Annotated in this window: 16 protein-coding genes and 2 tRNA genes; 6 read left to right on the top strand and 12 right to left on the bottom strand. The window is 73.0% G+C overall.

The window, feature by feature from the left end; all coding sequences use genetic code 11:
- Positions 1–21 precede the first annotated feature (21 nt).
- Entirely contained in the window at positions 22–447 is a 426-nt protein-coding gene (locus ACIA8K_RS19700; protein ID WP_396060958.1) for a PPOX class F420-dependent oxidoreductase, read from the top strand.
- On the opposite strand, the gene ACIA8K_RS19695 is transcribed toward ACIA8K_RS19700, so the two are convergent.
- From ACIA8K_RS19695 to ACIA8K_RS19670, 6 genes are all read right to left on the bottom strand, one after another.
- Positions 385–1098 carry an ABC transporter ATP-binding protein gene (locus tag ACIA8K_RS19695; RefSeq protein WP_396060957.1) on the bottom strand — a complete coding sequence of 238 codons (714 nt, stop codon included), beginning with the start codon at positions 1096–1098 and terminating at the stop codon, positions 385–387. The two genes, ACIA8K_RS19700 and ACIA8K_RS19695, sit on opposite strands and share 63 nt — an antisense overlap.
- Positions 1095–2039, bottom strand: coding sequence for an ABC transporter ATP-binding protein (locus ACIA8K_RS19690; RefSeq protein ID WP_396060954.1), 945 nt, complete (start codon positions 2037–2039; stop codon positions 1095–1097). The genes ACIA8K_RS19695 and ACIA8K_RS19690 overlap by 4 nt, the downstream gene beginning before the upstream one ends.
- Positions 2039–4747 (bottom strand): FtsX-like permease family protein, encoded by a 2709-nt coding sequence (locus ACIA8K_RS19685; protein WP_396060951.1) that lies wholly within the window; start codon positions 4745–4747, stop codon positions 2039–2041. Before ACIA8K_RS19685 ends, ACIA8K_RS19690 begins: the two co-directional genes overlap by 1 nt.
- An 11-nt stretch (positions 4748–4758) precedes the next feature.
- Entirely contained in the window at positions 4759–7905 is a 3147-nt protein-coding gene (locus ACIA8K_RS19680; protein WP_396060948.1) for an ABC transporter permease, read from the bottom strand.
- Positions 7906–8012: 107 nt separating this feature from the next.
- Positions 8013–8579 (bottom strand): thymidine kinase, encoded by a 567-nt coding sequence (locus tag ACIA8K_RS19675; RefSeq protein ID WP_396060946.1) that lies wholly within the window; start codon positions 8577–8579, stop codon positions 8013–8015.
- 59 nt (positions 8580–8638) lie between these two features.
- Positions 8639–9280 (bottom strand): hypothetical protein, encoded by a 642-nt coding sequence (locus ACIA8K_RS19670; RefSeq protein WP_396060943.1) that lies wholly within the window; start codon positions 9278–9280, stop codon positions 8639–8641.
- A 164-nt stretch (positions 9281–9444) separates the two neighbouring features.
- On the opposite strand from ACIA8K_RS19670, the gene ACIA8K_RS19665 reads away from it, so the two are divergent.
- From ACIA8K_RS19665 to ACIA8K_RS19655, 3 genes are all read left to right on the top strand, one after another.
- A tRNA-Glu gene (locus ACIA8K_RS19665) sits at positions 9445–9522 on the top strand.
- An 8-nt stretch (positions 9523–9530) separates the two neighbouring features.
- Positions 9531–9605 (top strand) — tRNA-Cys (locus tag ACIA8K_RS19660).
- Between the two features lie 197 nt (positions 9606–9802).
- On the top strand, positions 9803–11191 hold the full coding sequence (locus ACIA8K_RS19655) for a glycoside hydrolase family 16 protein (protein WP_396060940.1): 1389 nt from the start codon (positions 9803–9805) through the stop codon (positions 11189–11191).
- Positions 11192–11210: 19 nt separating this feature from the next.
- Here ACIA8K_RS19655 and ACIA8K_RS19650 read toward each other — a convergent pair whose 3' ends face one another.
- Positions 11211–12224 (bottom strand): threonine/serine dehydratase, encoded by a 1014-nt coding sequence (locus ACIA8K_RS19650; RefSeq protein ID WP_396060937.1) that lies wholly within the window; start codon positions 12222–12224, stop codon positions 11211–11213.
- A 49-nt stretch (positions 12225–12273) separates the two neighbouring features.
- Positions 12274–13851: a DUF6194 family protein gene (locus ACIA8K_RS19645; protein ID WP_396060935.1), complete on the bottom strand. Its 1578-nt coding sequence runs from the start codon at positions 13849–13851 to the stop codon at positions 12274–12276.
- 60 nt (positions 13852–13911) lie between these two features.
- Here ACIA8K_RS19645 and ACIA8K_RS19640 point away from each other — a divergent pair, with 60 nt between their 5' ends.
- The gene (locus ACIA8K_RS19640) at positions 13912–14631 is read left to right on the top strand and encodes a MerR family transcriptional regulator (protein WP_396060932.1); all 720 of its coding nucleotides are present in this window, start codon (positions 13912–13914) and stop codon (positions 14629–14631) included.
- Here the strand turns inward: ACIA8K_RS19640 and ACIA8K_RS19635 are convergent.
- Together ACIA8K_RS19635 and ACIA8K_RS19630 are read right to left on the bottom strand one after the other, a co-directional pair.
- Positions 14591–15622: a hypothetical protein gene (locus tag ACIA8K_RS19635; protein WP_396060930.1), complete on the bottom strand. Its 1032-nt coding sequence runs from the start codon at positions 15620–15622 to the stop codon at positions 14591–14593. The two genes, ACIA8K_RS19640 and ACIA8K_RS19635, sit on opposite strands and share 41 nt — an antisense overlap.
- Positions 15623–15649: 27 nt before the next feature.
- Positions 15650–16546, bottom strand: a complete 897-nt coding sequence (locus ACIA8K_RS19630) for an AraC family transcriptional regulator (protein WP_396060928.1) — start codon at positions 16544–16546, stop codon at positions 15650–15652.
- 84 nt (positions 16547–16630) lie between these two features.
- On the opposite strand from ACIA8K_RS19630, the gene ACIA8K_RS19625 reads away from it, so the two are divergent.
- Complete coding sequence (locus ACIA8K_RS19625) at positions 16631–17488, top strand: SDR family NAD(P)-dependent oxidoreductase (protein WP_396060926.1); 858 nt, start codon at positions 16631–16633, stop codon at positions 17486–17488.
- Between the two features lie 50 nt (positions 17489–17538).
- On the opposite strand, the gene ACIA8K_RS19620 is transcribed toward ACIA8K_RS19625, so the two are convergent.
- Both ACIA8K_RS19620 and ACIA8K_RS19615 read right to left on the bottom strand, forming a co-directional pair.
- Positions 17539–18474: a 5,10-methylenetetrahydrofolate reductase gene (locus ACIA8K_RS19620; RefSeq protein ID WP_396060924.1), complete on the bottom strand. Its 936-nt coding sequence runs from the start codon at positions 18472–18474 to the stop codon at positions 17539–17541.
- 57 nt (positions 18475–18531) lie between these two features.
- Positions 18532–18918: an SseB family protein gene (locus ACIA8K_RS19615; RefSeq protein WP_396060922.1), complete on the bottom strand. Its 387-nt coding sequence runs from the start codon at positions 18916–18918 to the stop codon at positions 18532–18534.
- Between the last annotated feature and the right edge of the window lie 37 nt (positions 18919–18955).

The raw sequence follows: 18955 nt of genomic DNA, 5'->3' as shown, positions 1-18955 counted from the left end.
GCACGGGAGTTGGGGACGGTTATGACCTCCGAAGAGCTGCACGAGCTGCTGGCCTCCTCAAGGATCGGCATCCTCGCCACGATCAAGAAGGACGGCCGTCCCCAACTCTCCCCGGTCACCCACTTCTACGACCGGGACCGCGGCGTGCTGCTGGTGTCGATCACCGAGGGCCGTGCCAAGACCGCGAATCTGCGCCGCGACCCGCGCGCGACGCTCGAGGCGACGAGCAAGGACGGCTGGTCCTGGGTGACCGCCGAGGGCACGGCCACGCTCACCGGCCCGGGGACCGATCCGGACGGGCCGGAGGTGGCCGCGCTGATCGACTACTACCGGCGCGCGGCAGGTGAGCACCCGGACTGGGACGACTACAAGCGCGCGATGGTCTCAGACCGTCGCGTGCTGCTCACCATCGCCGTCGAGCACGTGTACGGCGCCCGCGTCCGATGACACCAGGCGGCCGTCCCGCAGCGTGAGGACCCGGTCGGCCAGGTCGATGAGCGTCGGGTCGTGCGTGGCGACGAGCACGCACATGCCGCGCGAGGCCACAAGCGCGCGCAGCAGGTCCATGATGGACCGGCCGGTCTCGGAGTCGAGCTGGCCGGTCGGCTCGTCCGCGATGAGCAGCGGCGGGTCGTTGGCAAGCGCCCTGGCCACCGCGACGCGCTGCTGCTGGCCGCCGGAGAGCTCGTACGGGCGCTGGTTCGCGTGACCGCCGAGCCCGACCAGCTCGAGCAGCAGGGAGATGCGCTCCTCGCGTACCGCCGCGGATTGCTTGTTGAGGCGCAGCGGGACGCTCACGTTCTCGGCCGCGGACAGGATCGGGATCAGGCCGAACGACTGGAACACGAAGCCGATCGTGGTGCGGCGCAGTTCGAGCAGATTCTTCTCGTTCGCCGCGGTGACGTCGTGGCCGTCGATCTCGATAGTGCCCGCGCTCGGCCGGTCGAGGCCGCCGACCATGTTGAGAAGCGTGGTCTTGCCCGCGCCGGACCTGCCGCGCACGGCGACCAGCTCGCCGCGGTTCGCGGTGAACGACACGTTCTGGACCGCGGCGACGTCGCCGTAGTTCCGGCTGACGCCGGACACTGAGATGATCATGATTCCTGCCCGGGGAAGACGGCGACGTGGTCGGGTTCGAGATGGAGCTTGACGCGGTCCCGCAGCGCCAGCTCGTCGACGAACGCGGCGGGCAGTTGCAGCCGGCCGCTGCGGTCGATCACGGCGTACTCCTCGGAGATCAGCTCCTCGACGCCGTCCAGGCCGAGGCGCGCGGATCGGCGCACCTCCGCGGACGTCCGGCCGTCCCGGATCTGGACCGTGCGGCGGACCTGCGAGGACACCGAGTGGTCGTGGGTGACGATGACGACGGTGACGCCCAGCTCCGCGTTGATCGTGCGGAGCGCGCCGAACACGTCCGCGGCCGTGGACTCGTCCAGCTCGCCTGTCGGCTCGTCCGCGAACAGCACCTCCGGGTTGTTCGCGACAGCGACCGCGACCGAGACGCGCTGCTGCTGGCCGCCGGACATCTCGCCGGGCCGCCGGTTCGCCAGCTCGCCGACGCCGAGCATGTCGAGCAGCTCAAGCGCCCGCCTGCCGGCGCCGCGACGCTTCCGGGCCAGCTGCTGCGGCAGCTCCACGTTCTCCCGCGCGGTCAGATAGGGCAGCAGGTTCCGCGCGGTCTGCTGCCAGATGAAGCCGACAGTGTGCCGCCGGTAGGTCAGGCGCCGACGCGGCGACATGGTGAGCAGGTCGAAGCCGGCCACCCGGGCGATTCCCGCGGTCGGCACGTCAAGTCCGGACAGCACGTTGAGCATCGTCGACTTGCCGGAACCGGACGCGCCGACGATCGCGATCAGCTCGCCGCGGTCGACCACGAGATCCAGCCCTTGCAGTGCGAAGACCTCCACGCCCTCGGTCTTGAAGATCCGTACCAGGCCGTCGCAGACGATGTGTCCACGCAGCCGGTCGGTGCCACCCGCCCGCGCGGCGGCACGCTCGGCCGCCCGTTGCTGCAGGGTGGCCAGATCTGGGGCCGCCATCAGTTCTCCTCTCCGAGGCGGAGCACCTCGCCGAGGCGCATCCGGCGATTCAGCCCGCTCTCCACAAGCAGCGCCGTCACCAGCGCGACCACCATGAGCAACGGAACACCCAACACCAACATCACATCCAGATGGGTACGGATCGGAGCGCCGGCCGTGAAGCCGCCGAGCCCGAGCGCGGGACCGAGAATCCACGGGAGCGCGACCCCGACCGCGCCTCCGGCAAGCACCGCCACCGCGACAAGCGGCAGCAGCTCGTAGATCAGCAGACCGCGGCTCTGCCCGGTGGACAGGCCCATGGTCCGCAGCCGGGACAGCGTGCGACCCCGGCCGGCCGCGTCCGCAAGCACGGTGAACCCGACCGCGAGCAGTGCCAGCAGCGTCGCGCCGATGGCCCCGGCCGCGAACGTGAAGCTGAGCACGCCGTTGACGCCGCCGGCCTCCATCGCGGCCCGGTAGCCGGCCCAGGTGGTGACCGCGGACCGGGCCATCAGGCGGCTGTCCGGAACCTCGCGGCCGAACACGTTCTCGTACCAGTCGAGCTGCCCCCGGTCACCCGCAGCGGCCAGCTCCGCGACCACGAAGCCGTCGCCGGCGATCAGGAACCGGTTCGGCGAGATCTCCGCGTTGACCGGAAGCGGCAGCGCCTGGGCCGGGATCGCGATGAAGTTCCGCGTCCCGACCGGCAGGCCGGGCAGCGACTCCGCGACCGCGGCCACGCGGAACGCGTACCGGCGGCCCTGCACCTCGGTGGCGCCGCTGCCGCCGACCTTCGTGGCCACCTCCGGTGAGACCACCACCGGCACCGGGGCGTCGCCCGCGTCCACCCGGACGGCGTCGCTGAGCACGCCCGGCAGCCTGCCGCCGCGGCCGCTGATCCGCAGCACCTCGGCCATGGCCGGCCCGTCCAGCACGATCTGCTGGGCCTGCATGATCCCGTGGCTGCCGGTGCCGAGCCGGTCCTGCAGGCGCACGCCGGAGTCGACGAGCAACGGCGCGACCGCCTCCACGCCGTCGACGCCGCGGAGCGCCTCGGTGGTGGTGGACGCGTACGTGTAGCCGATCATCTGCGCGTCACCAGCGATCGCGCTGTCCGCGGCCCGGTCCCGCGCGTCCCCGACGGTGCTGGTGACGACGCTCGTGAACACGCCGGTGGCGATCGCGACGACGAGCACCGCGAGCGGGCCGAGACTTACCGGCGCGGCCCGCCCGGCGCGGGCCAGGCCGAGGAACGGCACCACGCTGCGGGCACGCGCGGTGAACCGGCCGAGCCTGCGCAGCGGCCACGGCACCGCGCGCACCGCGACAAGCGCGGCCGCGACCGCAAGCAGCACCGGCACCGACGCCAGGAACGGGTCGACGCCGGACGCCTGGCTGAGCCCGCGGCGGCGCAGCACGAACACGCCGAGCACCGCGAGCAGCAGCAGGAACCCCTCCAGCGCGAGCCGCCGCGGCGAGATCCGCTGCCGGGTCAGGTCGTGGCGGCCACCGAGGAACGCGGCGCGCGACGTCATGGCCAGCACCGGCACGGACAGCACCGCGATCAGCCCGACGGCGAGCACGAACCGCCACTCGCCCTCCTGGGCCCGGCCGGGCAGCAGCATGCCGCCTCCCCAGCCGGCCAGCACCGCGAGCGGCACGACAAGCGCGGTCTCGGCGAGCGTGCGCAGGCCGATGACGACGCTGGTGCCGCCGCGGGCGCGCAGCAGCGTCAGCTCGTCCCGGCGCCGGTCCACGGCCAGCCGCGCGGCCAGCACAATCAGGCCGAGCAGCGTGGCGACCAGGCCGGACAGCACGACCGCGAGCAGTGCCGCGACCGCGCGCTGCCGCTCCTGGAAGCCGGTCATCTCCTGGTCCAGGCCGGTGGTCAGCCACAAACCCTCGGCCGGCGGCGTACGGTCGGCCTCGGTGATCGCGGCGACGAGCGCGTCCAGCTCGTCCGCTCGCAGCCGCTGCTCGGCGAGACGGTAGCGCCAGTGGAAGGTGATCGTGCCGGTCCCCACGGCGGCGAACTCGGCACCCTCCGCGTCGGTGAGCAGCGTGGCACGCCAGGTCTGGCCGGTGGCGGGCGGCGGGCAGTTCTCCGGCGCCAGCACCACCTCGTCCCACTCCGGGCCGGTGCGGTCAAGCGGCTGGTAGACGCCGACGATCCGGACCGGTGCGTCGCCGTCGCCGGTGAGCGTGAAGTCGGCGCCGACCGCCACCCCGAGCCGGCCCGCGGCCTCCTCGGAGATGACCGCCTCGGCCGGCCCGCCGCTCTTCGTGGCCGGTGCCCGCCCGTCGACCAGGCGTACCCCCTCGGCGAGCCCCGGCTGGTAGCGCAGCGCAAGCGACGGCAGGCAGTCGGCGGTGAACGGGCCCACCGCACGCACCCGGCGGCTCGCGTCGCCGGAGCCCTGGCCGACCTGCGCGGAGTACCAGCTCCGGTCGATCGCCCCGGGAAGCGGTGCGGGGAGCTTGGCCTGATAGCCGGCGAGGTTGCCGCCCTGGGCCGCGACCACGGGCCGCTTGTCCAGCCGCGGCTCCGACTCCAACGTCAGGTCCCGCGAGGTGCCGCGCATCGCCGCCACATCGCTGCGCAGGCCGTCGTCGGTGAAGCCGTTGGCGAGCCGGGGCACGCCGCTGACCAGCAGCGACGCCACCAGGCCAAGGGCGGCGAGCAAGGCGAGATAGCCCGCGATGGCCCGTACCCTGCGCAGAAGACTCATCGACCGGCCCCTCACCTGTCTTCGCCGATCCGGAGCTGCGCCACGGCCAGGTGCTTACGCAGGCCCACGCCGGACAGCCCGGACAGCGCGAGCGCCAGCCCGAACAGCAGCGCGCCGGTCAGGCCCACCGCCGGCCAGTCGACCTCCAACAACGGTTCCGGCACGGGTCTCTCCGCGGACGGGGTCAGCACCACAAGCGGCGCCATGGTCGCGGCCACCGCGATGCCGACGCCCAGACCGGCGAGCACGCCGAGACCGCCCAGGAACGCCTGCTCGATCAGCAGGGAGCGGGCCAGCTGGCGGGCGCCGACGCCGAGCGTGTGAAGCACCGCCATCTCGGTCAGCCGCCGGCGTCCGGTCGCGCGCACGTCGACCGCGATGCCCACCGCGGCCAGCAGCACCGCGCCGATCGCTGCCGCGAACAGTGCGGCGCGGGCGCCCACGCCGTACGGGTCGGACTGCGCCCCGCTGCCCAGCGCGACCCGGTCGAGCACGGTCAGGCCGCCCAGCTTCCGGGCCGCCTCCGCCGCCTCGGCGCGCCCACCCGGCTGCGCCGCCACCCACCACTCCTGCGGGCTCCTGGTCAGGCCCCAGGCGGAGAACACCGCCGAGTGAAGCGTCGGCAGGTCGACAAGCAGCGCGGCGGGCAGCGCGGCGCCGGGCAGCGCCTCCACCGTGCCGGTGAAGACCACGTTGACCGAGGCGCCGCCGAGCGTCATCTGGGTGGTGTCGCCCACGTCAAGCTTCAGCGCGGCGAGCGCCTGCGGCGTGGCCACGACCGGCACGACAAACGGGGCCGCGACCTTCGGGACGACAGTGAACTGGAACGACTCGACGCCGTAGACCGGGCCGCCCTTGGCGTACCTGGTGCTCAGCCCGGCGCCCTGCACGGACGCGTCGCTCTTGCGGCCCGCCCGGTCCGCGCCCTGCCACCGCGGCACGGCCGCGGCCAGATCCAGCGGCACGCCGTCGACCGCAAGCGCGGTGAGCGACCAGGTCACCGTGTTGCCCTCACCCGCGACCGAGTCGACAACGAAACCCGCAAGCCGGTCCGCGCCGGCCGGCAGCTCCACGTCGAAGACGGCCTCCCGGCCCGGCCAGACCTCGCCGAGCAGCAGGCGCTGGGTCGCGCCGTGGGTACCCCCGAGCACCACGGTGGTACGGATCGGCGCCGGAACCCCGTCGCCTGTGAACCGGCCGGTCAGCCGCTTCGCACCGGACGGCAATGGCACGTCCGGAGCGGTCTGCCGCGCCCCGGCCAGCCCGCCGAGCAGCGCGTCCGGGTCACCGCCGGCCAGGTCCGGGCGCAGGCGCAGCACCGCGGGCGCGGCCTCGGCGTCAAGCGCGATCATGTCGCCGGCCGTGTTGTCCGGGCCCATCCGCAGGCTGTCCCGCCAGGCAGGCAGCACCGTCGCGGCGCCCGGCAACGTCGCCATCTGCGGCAGGCGGGCGGCCGGCGCGGCGCCGTCCTGCTCCACAAGGCGCAGGTCCGCGCCGGTCGCGTGATCCGCCCGGTCCGTACCCGAGCGGGTCGACGTGCTGGCCAGGCACCAGGCGACAGTGCTCACCGCGACCGCGAGCGACAGCAGCAGCACCGGGCCGGCGTGCGGGCGGCGGCCGGCCTGCCAGGCGCCGAACGTGGCCGCGATCCACTGGCGGCGGTCGACCACCCGCTCCGCCAGCCGGGTCACCGGCGGCAGCAGGCGCAGCGCGACCACGGCGCCGCCGAGCACGCCGAGCGTGGGCGTGGCGGCAAGCAGCGGGTCGATGCCGATCCCGCCGTCACCGGAGCCGGACAGCGGCGACGTGTACTGACGCAGCTGCACCCAGCCGAGCACGGCAAGCACCACAAGCAGCAGGTCCACGCCGGCCCGCTGGATCGCGGTCCGCCGGGTCGGCCGGGCGCGCGCGGCCAGCTCACCCGCGTAGGTGCCGCCCTTGCGCAGCGCGGGCGCAAGCATCGCCAGGCCGCAGCCGAGCGCGGCCAACGCCGCGACGGTCCAGGCGACCGCGTCCACTGACGGGTGCAGCTCGATCGCGGCGTCCCGCAGCATCGGCAGGCGCGCGGTCTCGCGGACCGCCCAGGTGGCAAGCGGAGGCGCGATCACCGCGGCCGGCAGCACCACAAGCAGCGCCTCCCGGGCGGCCAGCCCGGCCAGCTGGTTGCGCGCGGCGCCCCGGGCCCGCAGCAGCGCGGTCTCGTCCCGGCGCTGCTCGGTGAGCAGGCCGGCGACCAGCAGCAGCGCGTACCCGCTGAGCACCACGACAAGCAGCATCGGGGTGACAAGCGCGGAGCGGCCGACCAGGTCAGCGGCGGCCAGGCGGTCGGCGAGCGCGCCGATGTCCGAGGTGACCAGCCCGGAACGGCCCAGGCCGGTCGCCTCCGGCAGGCCCTCGGAGACGGTGGCGGCGTCGTCCGCGACCCGGTGCAGGTCGTCAAGCGCGGCGCCGGTCAGGTCCGGCTCCACGAGCCAGGCGGCGGACGCGTTGACCAGGAAGTTCTTCACGAACGCCGCCCGGCCGACCACGAACGGGCCGTAGGTGGCGTCCGCGTCCGGCGCGAGCCGCCAGTAGGCGTCCGAGTCGTCCCGCGGCCGCCAGACACCGGTGACTGTCACGGCCGTCGTCTGCTTGCTCACCCGGTCCAGGATCGGGACGGTGTCGCCGGTCCGCACGCCGAGCACGGCCGCGGCATCCTCGTTCAGCGCGGCCTGCACTGTCGGCGCGGCCGGGTCGGGCCAGACACCGGCGACCAGGTCGGCCTTCTGCGCGATGCCCTCAAGGAACACCACTGACGCGTAGACAGTGCCGTCCTTGTCCGGCTGGGCCGCGCCGGTCGGGCCGGTCAGCTCGCGTCCGGCGCCGTAACCGGCGGCGGAGACAGTGGTCCGCCGCCCGCCGAGGCCGCCGGCCAGCCGGTCCCGCACCGCGCCGTCCCGCTTGTCCAGGTCCGCCGCGGTACCGCCGGCCGAGCCCCGGACCAGCACCGAGCGCTGATCGCCGTCCGCCGCGGACACCGCGCCCCGCGCGCCCGCGTCGACGACCTCCCGGCTGTAGCCGGCCAGGCCCGTCAGCAGCGCCGTGGCGATAAGTGTCGCCGCGACGGCCGCGATCAGCAGGCTCCTCGCCGCGCGGGCGCGCCGCATCACCAGCCTCATGCCGCCGCACTCTCCTCACCGAGGGCGGCGCGTGTTCGCCTCCCTCAGTCACACAGGAGAGGCGAGGCCCACGAAAAGGTTCGCACGCGTTCCAATTCGTGATCTAGCTACCGCTCGTCATGATCAGGAAACACGAAACAGCGGCGGCAGCGGGCCTCATACGTGTAAGTCCCGTCGTCCGGGAGCGCTGTCGACGGCGCCAGACGGCGGATGAACGGCACCCCGTTCTCAAGCACCTGCGTGTACGCGGCGTCCATGCTCCGGCACACGTCACAGACCGCCCGCCGGTGGATCACCTTCTCCGGGGCCAGCTCCAGCAGCGCCCGGATCGGCGCGAACAGCTCCCCCCGATGGTCCAGGTCGATCCCGGCCACCACCACGCTCACGCCCTTGGAGAGCGCCTCCCCAAGCACCGCCACGTCCGCGACAGTGAACATGTGCACCTCGTCCACGCCGATCACCTGCACCGGGCGGTCCAGCGCTTTTTGCAGGTCCCGGACGCGCTCGGTCCGCAGGCTGCCGCCGGCCCGGGACACGATCTCGGTGTCCCGCCCGTGCCGCTCCGACTGGAATATCCGGTGCGGCACACCCGCATGCTCCAGGGGCGAGAGCAGGCTGATCATCTCAAGACTCTTACCGCCCTTGACCGGGCCCACGATCACCGTCAGATCCACGTCGCCGATCCTGCCGGTCCCGGCGCCGCCGCGGGCCTCCGGGTCGCGTTAATCACCAGTCAGCCGCGGATGTACGAGCTGGCCGCACGCCGCTCGCCGCCCTCCGTCACCAGCTCCACAGTCAGCAACCACTCCTGGCCCGCCGGAAGCGTCGCCGTGCCGAGCGCGGCACCGTCGCGGACGCGTACCACCTCGAAGTCTGTCGGTTCTCCACCCGCCCTCGGCGTGACGGTGGCCGTCCAGGAGGAGATCACACCGCCGGTCGTGCAGAGGCGCAGCAGCCTGGAGCCGGCGCCGCCGCCCGCCTCAAGGCTCGCGCTCACATCGCCGCCCGCCGCCGCCATCGTCACCTGACCGGCCGGGCAGGCGGGCGCGGCGGCCTCGGGACGGGCATAGCCCCACACCGTCGACACGATCGGGATCAGGACCAGCAGGCCAAGCGTCAGCCACCGGGACAGCCGAGAGCCGCGCGTGGCCAGCGGCATCTCCTCCGCCTCCGGCTCGGGCCAGGGACAGTCGTGCGCGCAGGGCTCCCAGATCAGGGCGTGCCGCCCGCCGAGATGCGTCGTCCGGGGACCACGCCACCTGCCGCAGCCGCGCGCGTGCACCCGGCGGTCCGCACCGGCCATCAGCGCGGCGTGGACCTGCCTGATCTCCGCGGCGGCGGCCTGGCCGGGCACGCGCACGGCACGACGCCGCACCGGCGCCGCTGTGCGACCCGGCCGCAGGCTGTGCCGCCCGTCCATCCCCACCCCCGGCTAGATCCTAATTCCCGCGACCCCGTCAGGGCGAGGCCCGCCGCCGGCCGGGTGGCATCCGCCTGCCCGCCGGGCCGTGGCGCGTGGTGACTAGGCTGGCGACCGGTACGGGTGGTAGCGCAGAGGTCGACGCACCACGCTCTCATCGTGGAGGACGCCGGTTCGATTCCGGCTCATCCGTGCCACCTGGCGAGCGGGTGGTAGCGCAGAGGTCGACGCGCCGCACTGCAATTGCGGAGGACGCCGGTTCGATTCCGGCACACCCGCCCCGCCGTGCTCCTACACATGCCGATCGGCCACGGTGAGTGTAGAGCGGTCGCGCCCGATTCAAGATCAAGATCTTTTGAGGGTACGGGTCCCCGCCCGGCCCACCGGCGCATGCACCGCCCGCCGCCGCCACACATTGACAAGTGTAATTTTCCGGGCTACAACGGCGAGAGCGCTCTCACTCCCCCGGAGGTGCTCATGCCCACCATCGACCCGCTTGCCCGAGCAGCGCACCACACCCGCCGCCGGCAGGTCCTCGCCGCCCTCGCCACGGTCGTGCTGGCCGGCACCGTCGCGGTCACCGCGGACGCGCAGGCCTCGATCCCGCCGACGCCGTCCGGCTGGACGCTTGAGTGGGGCGACGACTTCACAGGTGCGGCGAACGCGCTGCCCTCGGCCAGCAACTGGATCTTCACGACCGGCACGCAGTACCCGGGCGGGCCGGCCAACTTCGGCACCGGCGAGATCCAGACGTACACCACGAGCAGCACGAACATCGGGCTCGACGGGTCCGGCAACCTGCGCATCACGCCGGTGCGCAACAGCGCGGGCCAGTGGACGTCCGCGCGGATCGAAACACAGCGGACCAACTTCAAGCCGCCGGCCGGGGGTGTGCTGCGCATCGAGGGCCGCGTGCAGATGCCGAACGTGACCGGGGCGGCCGCGGCCGGCTACTGGCCCGCGTTCTGGGCGCTCGGCGCGCCGTACCGGGGGAACTACTGGAACTGGCCCGGCATCGGCGAGCTGGACATCATGGAGAACGTCAACGGGCTGAACCAGGTCTGGGGCACGCTGCACTGCGGTGTGAACCCTGGCGGCCCGTGCAACGAGACGAACGGGATCGGGGCCACCCGCGCCTGCCCGAACAGCGCCTGCCAGGGCACGTTCCACACCTATGCGATCGAGTGGGACACGAGCGTCAGCCCGAACCTGCTGCGCTGGTACGTCGACGGCACCCAGTTCTTCCAGGTCTCGCAGAGCCAGGTCGGCGCGTCGTACTGGTCGCAGATGACGGATCACAACGGCTACTTCATCCTGCTCAACGTGGCGATGGGCGGCGCGTTCCCGAACGGGGTGGCCGGCTCCTCGACGCCCACCGCGAGCACGGCCTCCGGCGTGCCGATGCTTGTCGACTACGTGGCGGTCTACCGCAAGGGCGGCGGTGGCTCGACCACGCCGCCACCGGCCGGGGGGACGCGCGACGCGTACAGCACGATCCAGGCGGAGTCGTTCAACGCGCAGAACGGCGTCGTCGCGGGCGCGGACCAGATCGGCTACCTCGCGAACGGCGACTGGGCCCGCTACGACAACGTGAACTTCGGCAGCACCTCGGCACGCGACTTCGTGGCCCGGGTCGCGTCCGGCGCCGGCGGCAGTGTGAGCGGGCTGGTGCAGGTGCGGCTGGACAGCGCGACAAGCTCACCGATCGGCAGCTTCGCGATCGGCGACACCGGTGGGTGGAGCAGCTTCCGCGAGGTGCCGGGCAACGTCGGCGCGGTCACCGGCACGCACACGGTCTACCTGACGTTCTCAAGCGGCCAGCCCGCGGACTTCGTCAACGTCGACTGGTTCGTCTTCCGGCGCTGAGGAATCAGGCGCTGAAGAATCAGGCGCTGAGGATCGGGGTGAGGGCGGAGACCGCGATGTTCCGCCCGGTCAGCAGAAGCACGACCGGCCCGTCAAGGGTCAGCGCGCCGGCCAGCAGCGCGGCCAGCCCGACCGCGCCGGAGCCCTCGACGATCAGGCCGCAGCGGGTGGCGAGGAGTCGTACCGCCTCGGCGATGTGCTCCTCGCCCACCGCGGCGAACTCGACGCCGTGCGCGGCCGCGAGACCGGGCGTGATCGAGCCGCGTTCCAGGTTGCCGGCCAGGCCGTCCGCGAGCGTGGGCCCGATCTCGACCTCGGTGACCGTGCCCGCGCCGGCCGCGGTGGAGACCGCCCGGGACGCGGCGGACTCGACGCCTACCACCCGGATCCGCGCGGCCGCGGACGACCAGGGTGAGGCGGCCGCGCGGGTCGGCCCGTGCGCGGCAAGCACCGTGCCGGCGAGCAGCCCGCCGCCGCCGACCGGCACGACCACTGTGAACGCGCCGTGCAGCTGCTCCCGGACCTCGCCGAGGCAGGTGGCCTGACCGGCGATCACGTACGGGTCGTTGTAGGCGGAGATGAACTCCGCGCCGGACGAGGCGGCGAGGCCCAGCGCGTGGGCCTCGGCCTCGTCGTAGGAGGAACCGTGCAGCACCGGCTCGACGCCGAGCCGCCGCAGGCCCTCGATCTTGACCGGGGACGCGTTCGCGGGCACGACGATCGTGCACGGCACGCGGAGCCGGGTGGCCGCGTACGCCACACCGAGCCCGTGGTTGCCGGCGGACGCGGTGATCACGCCGGCGTCGGCCCCGCCGAGCGCCGCGACCGCGGCGAGCGCGCCCCGGACCTTGAACGAGCCGGTGGGCTGCATGGTCTCAAGCTTGGCGTGCACGTCCGCACCGACGATGCCGTCCAGCGGGAGCCGGATCAGCGGAGTCGGTGCCAGCTCGGCGGCGACGGCGTGGCGGGCGTGGTCCAGGTCAGCCGCGGTGGGCGGTTCGACCGTCCGGAGCGAATTCTCCACGTCGGTCATGGGACCACCTTTCACAGGGGTGACGGTGGCCACCGTAACAGGCACATGATCACCCGGGCTCCCCGGAGGCGCGGCGGCGGGCGCGGTCGAGCAGGTCGTCCAGTTCGGGAAGCAGCGAGACCGGCGGGTTGAGCACGCCCATCCAGCCCTGCACCGCGTACGCCGGATGCGGCATGATCACGCCGATCCGGGCGAAGTCCACGACTCCCCAGTGGTCGGCCGCCTCCGCGGGCGGGTAGCCGAAGCGCCTGGTGAACTCCGCGCGGCCGAGCGCGATGTTGAGCCGGAACACGCCGGGCCGGTCGAGCCGGGACTTCTCGTCGAAGTCGGCCGTGTCGTGGGCGACGATCGTGGCGAACGGCATCCGGTGCGAGACTCCGGCGAAGTAGAACCGGTCGCCGTGGCTGCCGGGCGGCGCGCCCGCGGCCTCGTCCGCGACGAACTCGGTGACGCCGGGAATTGTGCGGATGCGTTCGGCGATCTCGGGTTCGGCCGGGCCGTCGAAGCCGGCGGACGCGAGGTGCCAGATCGCGTCCGCGTCCGCGACCAGCTCCGCGGAGAGCGGCGAGTAGCCGTGCTGGCCGTCCTCCCGCGCCGCGAGCCCGGTCCCGGCGCTGTTGAGCCCGTCCTCGAGCGCCGCCTCGAACGTCCCCTCGGCCGGGGCCGCCAGCCCGAGCGCCGCGCTGGCCCCGAGGCTCCCGGCCACGAACACGTAGCCGTCGCCGAACACCGGGGCCACGATCCGGCCGGCCGGGTTCCACCGCAGGTCCAGGTCGCCCTGTTTCCAGTCGGCCGGGTTCCAGGAGGCCGCGTGCCGCTGCAGGTGCCCGTTGTGCGCGTGCAGCAGGGTCGGCCCGCGGCGGCGCTCGTACCCCCGGAGGTTGATCAGGTTTTGTGCCATCCACGCGTCGCGGATGCCGAGCAGCCGGGTGACGCGCAGCCCGAGCTCGATCGGTGCGGCCGCCTGCGCGTGGTAGCGCAGCAGCCACAGCGCGGTCTCCGCATGGATCGCCCGGCCGGGCAGGTCCGCCACCCACAGCGCGGTGAGCAGGTCGTCCGCGGCGGCCCGCAGCGCGACCGCGTCCGCCCCCGCGCCTGGTGACGCCACGGGGTCCATCACCGCCGCGGAGCGCGACCAGCGCTCGTCGCCGCCGATCCACTCCACGATCTGGTCCCGGCTCGCCGCGATCCGGTCGCCGACCAGGTCAAAGGCGGCGAGGAGGTACGGCCCAGGGCTGGGCGCGGACGACACCTCAAGCGGCGTGTCGAACCCGTGGAACGCGATCCGCTCCTCCGGCGCGACGGAGGCGTTGTGTTCGCGCAGCCAGACGACAAGCTCGCGGTTGCCGGTGTGGCCGCCCCAGCCGTGGCTGAAGCCCTCGGCAAGCACGGTGTCGAGGTCGTCGTCGGCGAGCGCGCGGACGTAGGCGTCCACCCGGCGTGCCCGCTCCGCGCCGGTCTCCAGCGCGACGGACCGGAAGCCGCGCCCGGCGAGTGCGGCAAGCAGGTCGTTGCGGTACGTCAGGAACGCCGGCTCGCCGTGCGTGGGCTCCCCCACGGCGAGGATCTCCGGCGGCGTCGGCCGGGCGTCGAGGAGGTCGAACAGGGGCGAGAATTCGGAGGTCATAGACCTCTACCGTATCGTTGAATCTCCTGTTGAGGCTTTAAGCGCACTGACCTGGGGTGCATGGTGTCTAAGTCTCAACGGCCGGCAGACCTGGCACGGGAGCACGGCCTGTCCGCGCAGGCGGTCCGCAACTACGAGAGTGACGGCGTGCTGCCGGCCGCGCCGCGCACGGCGAGCGGCTACCGGGTCTACACGCCGGACCACGCGGCGGCGCTGCGCGCGTTCCTGGCGCTGATCCCGGCGTACGGTCACGGCCCGGCCCGCACGATCATGCGCGCGGTCGTCCGGGGCGACACGGACGCGGCGCTGCGGGCCGTCGACGAGGGCCACGCGCTGTTGCTTCGCGACCGGGAGACGCTTGACCAGGTCGAGATCGCCATCGCCGTCCTGGGCGAGATAACGCCACAGAAGCGGATAACGCTGCAGATCGGGGAGTTGGCGCACCGGCTCGGCGTCACGCCGGCCACGCTGCGCACCTGGGAGCGCGCCGGCATCCTCACCCCGCAGCGGGACCGCTCCCACCAGCGGATCTTCGCCGAGGACGACATCCGCGACGCCCAGCTGGCCCACCTGCTGCGGCGCGGCGGCTACCGCCTCGACCACATCGCCACGGTGACCGCGCAGATCCGCGCGGCGGGCGGCGCCGGGCTGCTCAAGGACTCGGTCATCGCGTGGCGGGAACGGCTGACCGCGCGCGGCCGGGCCATGCTCACCGCGGCCGCGCGCGTCGAGGACTACCTCAGTCGACCACCGCAGGTGCCGTCTCCGCGGCGACCTTGAGCGCTGCCGCAGCCGACGAGAACGGGTTGTAGGTGTACGTGCGCGCGAGCGTCCCCGGAACCGTCCAGTACTCGGCGGACACCTTCGCCGGGTCGGTCGCCAGCTCGCCGCGGCCCGGCACGTCGTTGCCGTCGTCCCAGCCCCACGGCGCGTTCGCCGAGTTCGTCCCGCAGCTGTACGTCCCGGTGCCGCAGCCGCCAGTGGTGTCACCAGCGAACGTGCCAAGGCTCGCGAAGAGCGTCGCGTTGTTCCGCTGCGCCCACAGTCCGTCGCCCGCGAACACGTCGATCAGCTGGTAGCGCACGTCCCGGTCGTTCGGCCCGCTCGGCGCCTCGCCCGACGTCGCCGGGTAGTACGTAACGCCGTCGCCGTCGATCTGGTACTGCGGCCAGGCCTTCAGCCCGTGCCCCTTGGCCTCCTGCGCGGTGACCGGGTGCTGGAACGCGTCGTGCGGCGACGCGGCGAACTGAAGCGTGCCGTCGTTCGACTCGCGCCCGCCGGTCCAGGTGCTGCCGGACGGCAGGTACGAGTAGAAGTCGCTGTGCGCCACGGTCACCGCGGACCTGAGCACGCCGTAGTCGGTGCCGTTCTTCTCGACGGCAAGCAGGACGCCCTCGCCGTCGTTCTCGTGCTCGGTCTCGAAGAACGGGTGGTCCACCCAGTCGCGCGGGTGGAAGAACAGGTAGGTGATGAACCAGTGCGAGCTGGTCTCGGTCACCGAGTAGTACGCCGCGGCCGTGAGGTCGCCGGTGCCGGTGTTGTCCCAGTTGTTGCGGCCGTTGAGGTCCCCGTCGAAGTCGACGCGGGAGATGTAGTCGGACCTGCCGCCGAGCGCGTGGTCGCCGGTCTGGTCGACGTCCTGGTGGTGGACGGGCGCCCAGCGCAGCGCCAGCTCGGCCCGGCCGGGTGCGGCGGAGGCGGGAGCGGCGAGCGCGAGCACAGCGATCGCGGTGGTGGTCACGACTGTGGCGAGAGCCTTCCTAGCATTCATGTCGGGGAATATAGATGGTGCCGATCGTCACTGGAATGTCCTGGAAACGAACGATCGGTACGCCCGCGGCGTAGATCCGGTGACGCGCTTGAACGCGACGCTCAGCGCGCTCTCCGACCCGTAGCCCACCTCGCGGGCGATCGCCGCGACCGTGTCCCCCCGTCGCAGCCGGTCCGCGGCCAGCTCGATCCGCCAGCCGGTCAGGTATTCCAGCGGCCCGCGCCCGACCGTGGCCTTGAACCGCGCGGCGAGCGTGGACCGGGACACCGAGGCCGTGCGGGCCAGCTCCGCGACCGTCCACCTGTGCGCGGGGCGGGCGTGGACCGCACGCAGCGCGGGCGCGACGACCGGGTCCGCAAGGCCGCCCAGCCAGCCGGTCCGGTGGGGCAGATTCCGCAGCACGCGGATCAGCAGCACCAGCGCCAGATGTTCCGCGACCAGGCCGGACCCGGTGCGCCCGGCCCGCAGCTCCGCGTCGATCTCGCCGATCGCCCAGCCGGCCGTGGCCGCCTCCGGCGTGTGCGCGGGCACGTGGATCACCGGCGGCAGCGCGTCGAGCAGCAGCTCCCGCGCGCGACCGGCCAGCTCGAACCGGCCACCGATCAGGACCACGTCGTCGCCGGTGCCGGCCCGCGCATACCCGCCCTCAGCCGTGGCGAAGATCTTCGAGGCCGGAACCGGCGTCACCTGCGCATCGCCGGCCAGCACGAACGGCACCGGCCGGGTGATCAGGAAACAGTCGCCGGGTGCGAGCGCGATGGTCTCGCCGCCGGTGATGAGCAGGCACGCGCCACGGCGGACCGCGTTGAACTTCAGGTCGAGCGGCGCGTCGAACGCCACCGCCCACTCGCCGCCCGCGATCAGCCCCGCGGACAGCCTGCCGGTCGCGCCGAGCATCCCGAGCACGTCGTCGAGCGGATCCATGGGTCGCCTCCGTTGGACGCTCGCTAAAGAACAAGCGACATTCAACCATTGGGGGTACGACATGCGCTACGTACCGTCGAGGTCATGAGAACGACTGCAGAAGACGTGGTCCGCGGGCTCGACCTCACCGGGCGGCGCATCCTGATCACCGGTGGCGGGTCCGGGCTCGGTGCGGAGACCGCCCGGGTGCTGGCCCAGGCGGGCGCGGAGGTGACTATCGGTGCGCGTACCCCGGTGGCCGGTTTCGGCTCTGTGCCCCTTGACCTCGCGGACCTCGACTCGGTGCGCGCGTTCGCGGCGGCCTGGGACGGCCCGCTTGACGCGCTGATCGCGAACGCGGGCGTGATGGCGATTCCGGAGCGGCGGCTCAGTCCGGCCGGCTGGGAGATGCACCTGGCCGTCAACCACCTCGGCCACTTCGCGCTGGCGACCGCGCTGCACCCGGCGCTGCGCAGCTCCGGCGCCGGCCGGCTTGTGGTGCTCTCCTCCGGCGCGCACCGCGACCACCCGCTCGACCGCGACGACCCGCAGTTCACCAGGCGCCGCTACGACAGGTGGGCCGCCTACGGCGCGTCGAAGAGCGCGGACGTGCTGCTGACAGTGGAGGCGGCGCGCCGCTGGGCCGCGGACGGCATCGTGGCGAACGCGGCGAACCCCGGCTGGGTCACCACAGGTCTGCAGCGGCACGTGGACGACGACACCATGCGGGCGATGGGCGCGATGGACGCGGCCGGAAACCTGATCCCGCAGCCGTATTCGCGCACGCTCGCGGAGGGCGCGGCCGGCCCGGTGCTGCTGGCCGTGGCCCCGCTGGCCGACGGCATGACCGGCCGGTACTTCGAGGACACCGCGCCCTCGGCGAACGTGGGCGCGCACGCGATCGACCCGGACACGGCCGGCTGGCTCTGGGATTACGCCTCAGCCGCCCTGCGAACGCCGTAACCAGGTCCGTCTTTAACCATGGTGCGCCGTTCACGTGCCCGCGGAGCCGGTCAGCCGAGGAGACGGCGGATCTCCGCGGCGAGCGCGACGGAGGCCTCGATCTCGACGCGGCGGCTGGAGACGCTCTCGACGTTGAAGCCGAACGGCAGGCCGAGACGGCGGCAGAACGTGATCAGCTCGCGGGCGTTGGCGACGCACTGCTCGTACGACTCGGCGAGCGGGTCGTCGGAGTGGCGAAGCGTGTTCTCAAGCCAGCGGGGGACGTCCACGCCGAGCCACTTGAGGAATTCGAGCGTCTTCACGGAGCCGCAGACGGAGAGCGTCAGGATCACCGGGCGGGGTGCGACACCGCGCTCGCGGCAGGCGTAGAAGTAGTCGGAGAGCATGCTCTTGGTGGCGCCGACGTCGTAGACGACCTGCGAGATGAAAAACGCGACGCCGCGTTCCTGCTTCTCGAGCATGCGTACGTGCTCGTCGCCGCGCTGCGTATACCGCTCGGTGATGCTCACCGCCCCGAGCGTCAGGTCCGCGCGGACCTCGTGGCGCAGCGCGTGCGCCTGGCCGAGGTGGGTGTGCACAGGCTTGTCGCCTGACGACGCGCCGACGAAGACGCCGAGCACCTTGTCCGTGTCGACGGTGCGCAGCCAGTCCGCGAGGTCGGCCTCCGGGTACTTCCCGACGCACCTGTAGACGACTACGGAACGGTCCCAGCCGGCCAGGTGCCGCTCGTGGAACGACGCCGGGTCCATTGTCGGCAGGTACGGGAACGGGCGCTCGTCCGGGTTCCGGTCGCTCTCGTCGTCGATGTCGTAGAGGATCAGCCCGTCGACGTCGACCGCGGACAGCCGCTCAAGCGTGCGGCCGGCGATCTCCGCGACCTGCGCGGGCTCCGCGGACCGCCGGGGCGGCGTGATGCCGACAAGCAGCGGCTCCCCGCCCGTCTCGATCAGCTGGCGGAGGCTCGGCCGGGGGAACGTGTCGGGCATAGCGGTAAACCCTACCGAGCGTGATCCACGTCTGACCAACCCGTCCCACGGGCAGGCCTAGTCGCAGGCCGCCTCGGCCGCCTCGCGGGTGATGATCACGCTGGTCTCCTCGGTGGCGCTGTTGACCAGGATGCCGGCGCAGTCCGGGTCGCCCGCGGCCATCTCCAGCAGCACTGATCCGGGCACGCCGACGGTGAACGGCCTGCCGAACGTGCGCGCGAAGACAGGCGGGTCCGCGAACGTCAGGATGCGCGGCTGCCCGTCGCCGTGTGTGGTGCGGCCCACGCCGAAGCCGGGGCGGGAGCGGCCCTCCTCGTCCACCGGGCCGGAGCCGACCGCGCCGACGATCGCATTGCGGAACACCTCCACGAAAAGGGCCCAGTTCTCATCCGTCCGATTACCGGCATATGCGGCCATTGCGTCGGACAGCGGCGAATCGCTCATGCCCAGTGACTATAGGGCCTGCAGCACCATCAATATT

The sequence above is a fragment of the Catenuloplanes sp. NPDC051500 genome (genome assembly GCF_044454585.1).
Taxonomy (GTDB): Bacteria; Actinomycetota; Actinomycetes; order Mycobacteriales; family Micromonosporaceae; genus Catenuloplanes.
Note: the sequence above shows the minus strand (reverse complement) of the source record. Positions and strands in the feature narration are given on the sequence as shown.

Excerpts from the sequence above, each read along its gene's own strand:
- ACIA8K_RS19615 (WP_396060922.1), bottom strand. The coding sequence starts at position 18,918 with ATGAGCGATTCGCCGCTGTCCGACGCAATGGCCGCATATGCCGGTAAT.
- ACIA8K_RS19620 (WP_396060924.1), bottom strand. The coding sequence starts at position 18,474 with ATGCCCGACACGTTCCCCCGGCCGAGCCTCCGCCAGCTGATCGAGACG.
- ACIA8K_RS19655 (WP_396060940.1), top strand. The coding sequence starts at position 9,803 with ATGCCCACCATCGACCCGCTTGCCCGAGCAGCGCACCACACCCGCCGC.
- ACIA8K_RS19650 (WP_396060937.1), bottom strand. The coding sequence starts at position 12,224 with ATGACCGACGTGGAGAATTCGCTCCGGACGGTCGAACCGCCCACCGCG.
- ACIA8K_RS19625 (WP_396060926.1), top strand. The coding sequence starts at position 16,631 with ATGAGAACGACTGCAGAAGACGTGGTCCGCGGGCTCGACCTCACCGGG.
- ACIA8K_RS19630 (WP_396060928.1), bottom strand. The coding sequence starts at position 16,546 with ATGGATCCGCTCGACGACGTGCTCGGGATGCTCGGCGCGACCGGCAGG.
- ACIA8K_RS19700 (WP_396060958.1), top strand. The coding sequence starts at position 22 with ATGACCTCCGAAGAGCTGCACGAGCTGCTGGCCTCCTCAAGGATCGGC.
- ACIA8K_RS19685 (WP_396060951.1), bottom strand. The coding sequence starts at position 4,747 with ATGAGTCTTCTGCGCAGGGTACGGGCCATCGCGGGCTATCTCGCCTTG.
- ACIA8K_RS19645 (WP_396060935.1), bottom strand. The coding sequence starts at position 13,851 with ATGACCTCCGAATTCTCGCCCCTGTTCGACCTCCTCGACGCCCGGCCG.
- ACIA8K_RS19640 (WP_396060932.1), top strand. The coding sequence starts at position 13,912 with ATGGTGTCTAAGTCTCAACGGCCGGCAGACCTGGCACGGGAGCACGGC.
- ACIA8K_RS19680 (WP_396060948.1), bottom strand. The coding sequence starts at position 7,905 with ATGAGGCTGGTGATGCGGCGCGCCCGCGCGGCGAGGAGCCTGCTGATC.
- ACIA8K_RS19690 (WP_396060954.1), bottom strand. The coding sequence starts at position 2,039 with ATGGCGGCCCCAGATCTGGCCACCCTGCAGCAACGGGCGGCCGAGCGT.
- ACIA8K_RS19695 (WP_396060957.1), bottom strand. The coding sequence starts at position 1,098 with ATGATCATCTCAGTGTCCGGCGTCAGCCGGAACTACGGCGACGTCGCC.
- ACIA8K_RS19635 (WP_396060930.1), bottom strand. The coding sequence starts at position 15,622 with ATGAATGCTAGGAAGGCTCTCGCCACAGTCGTGACCACCACCGCGATC.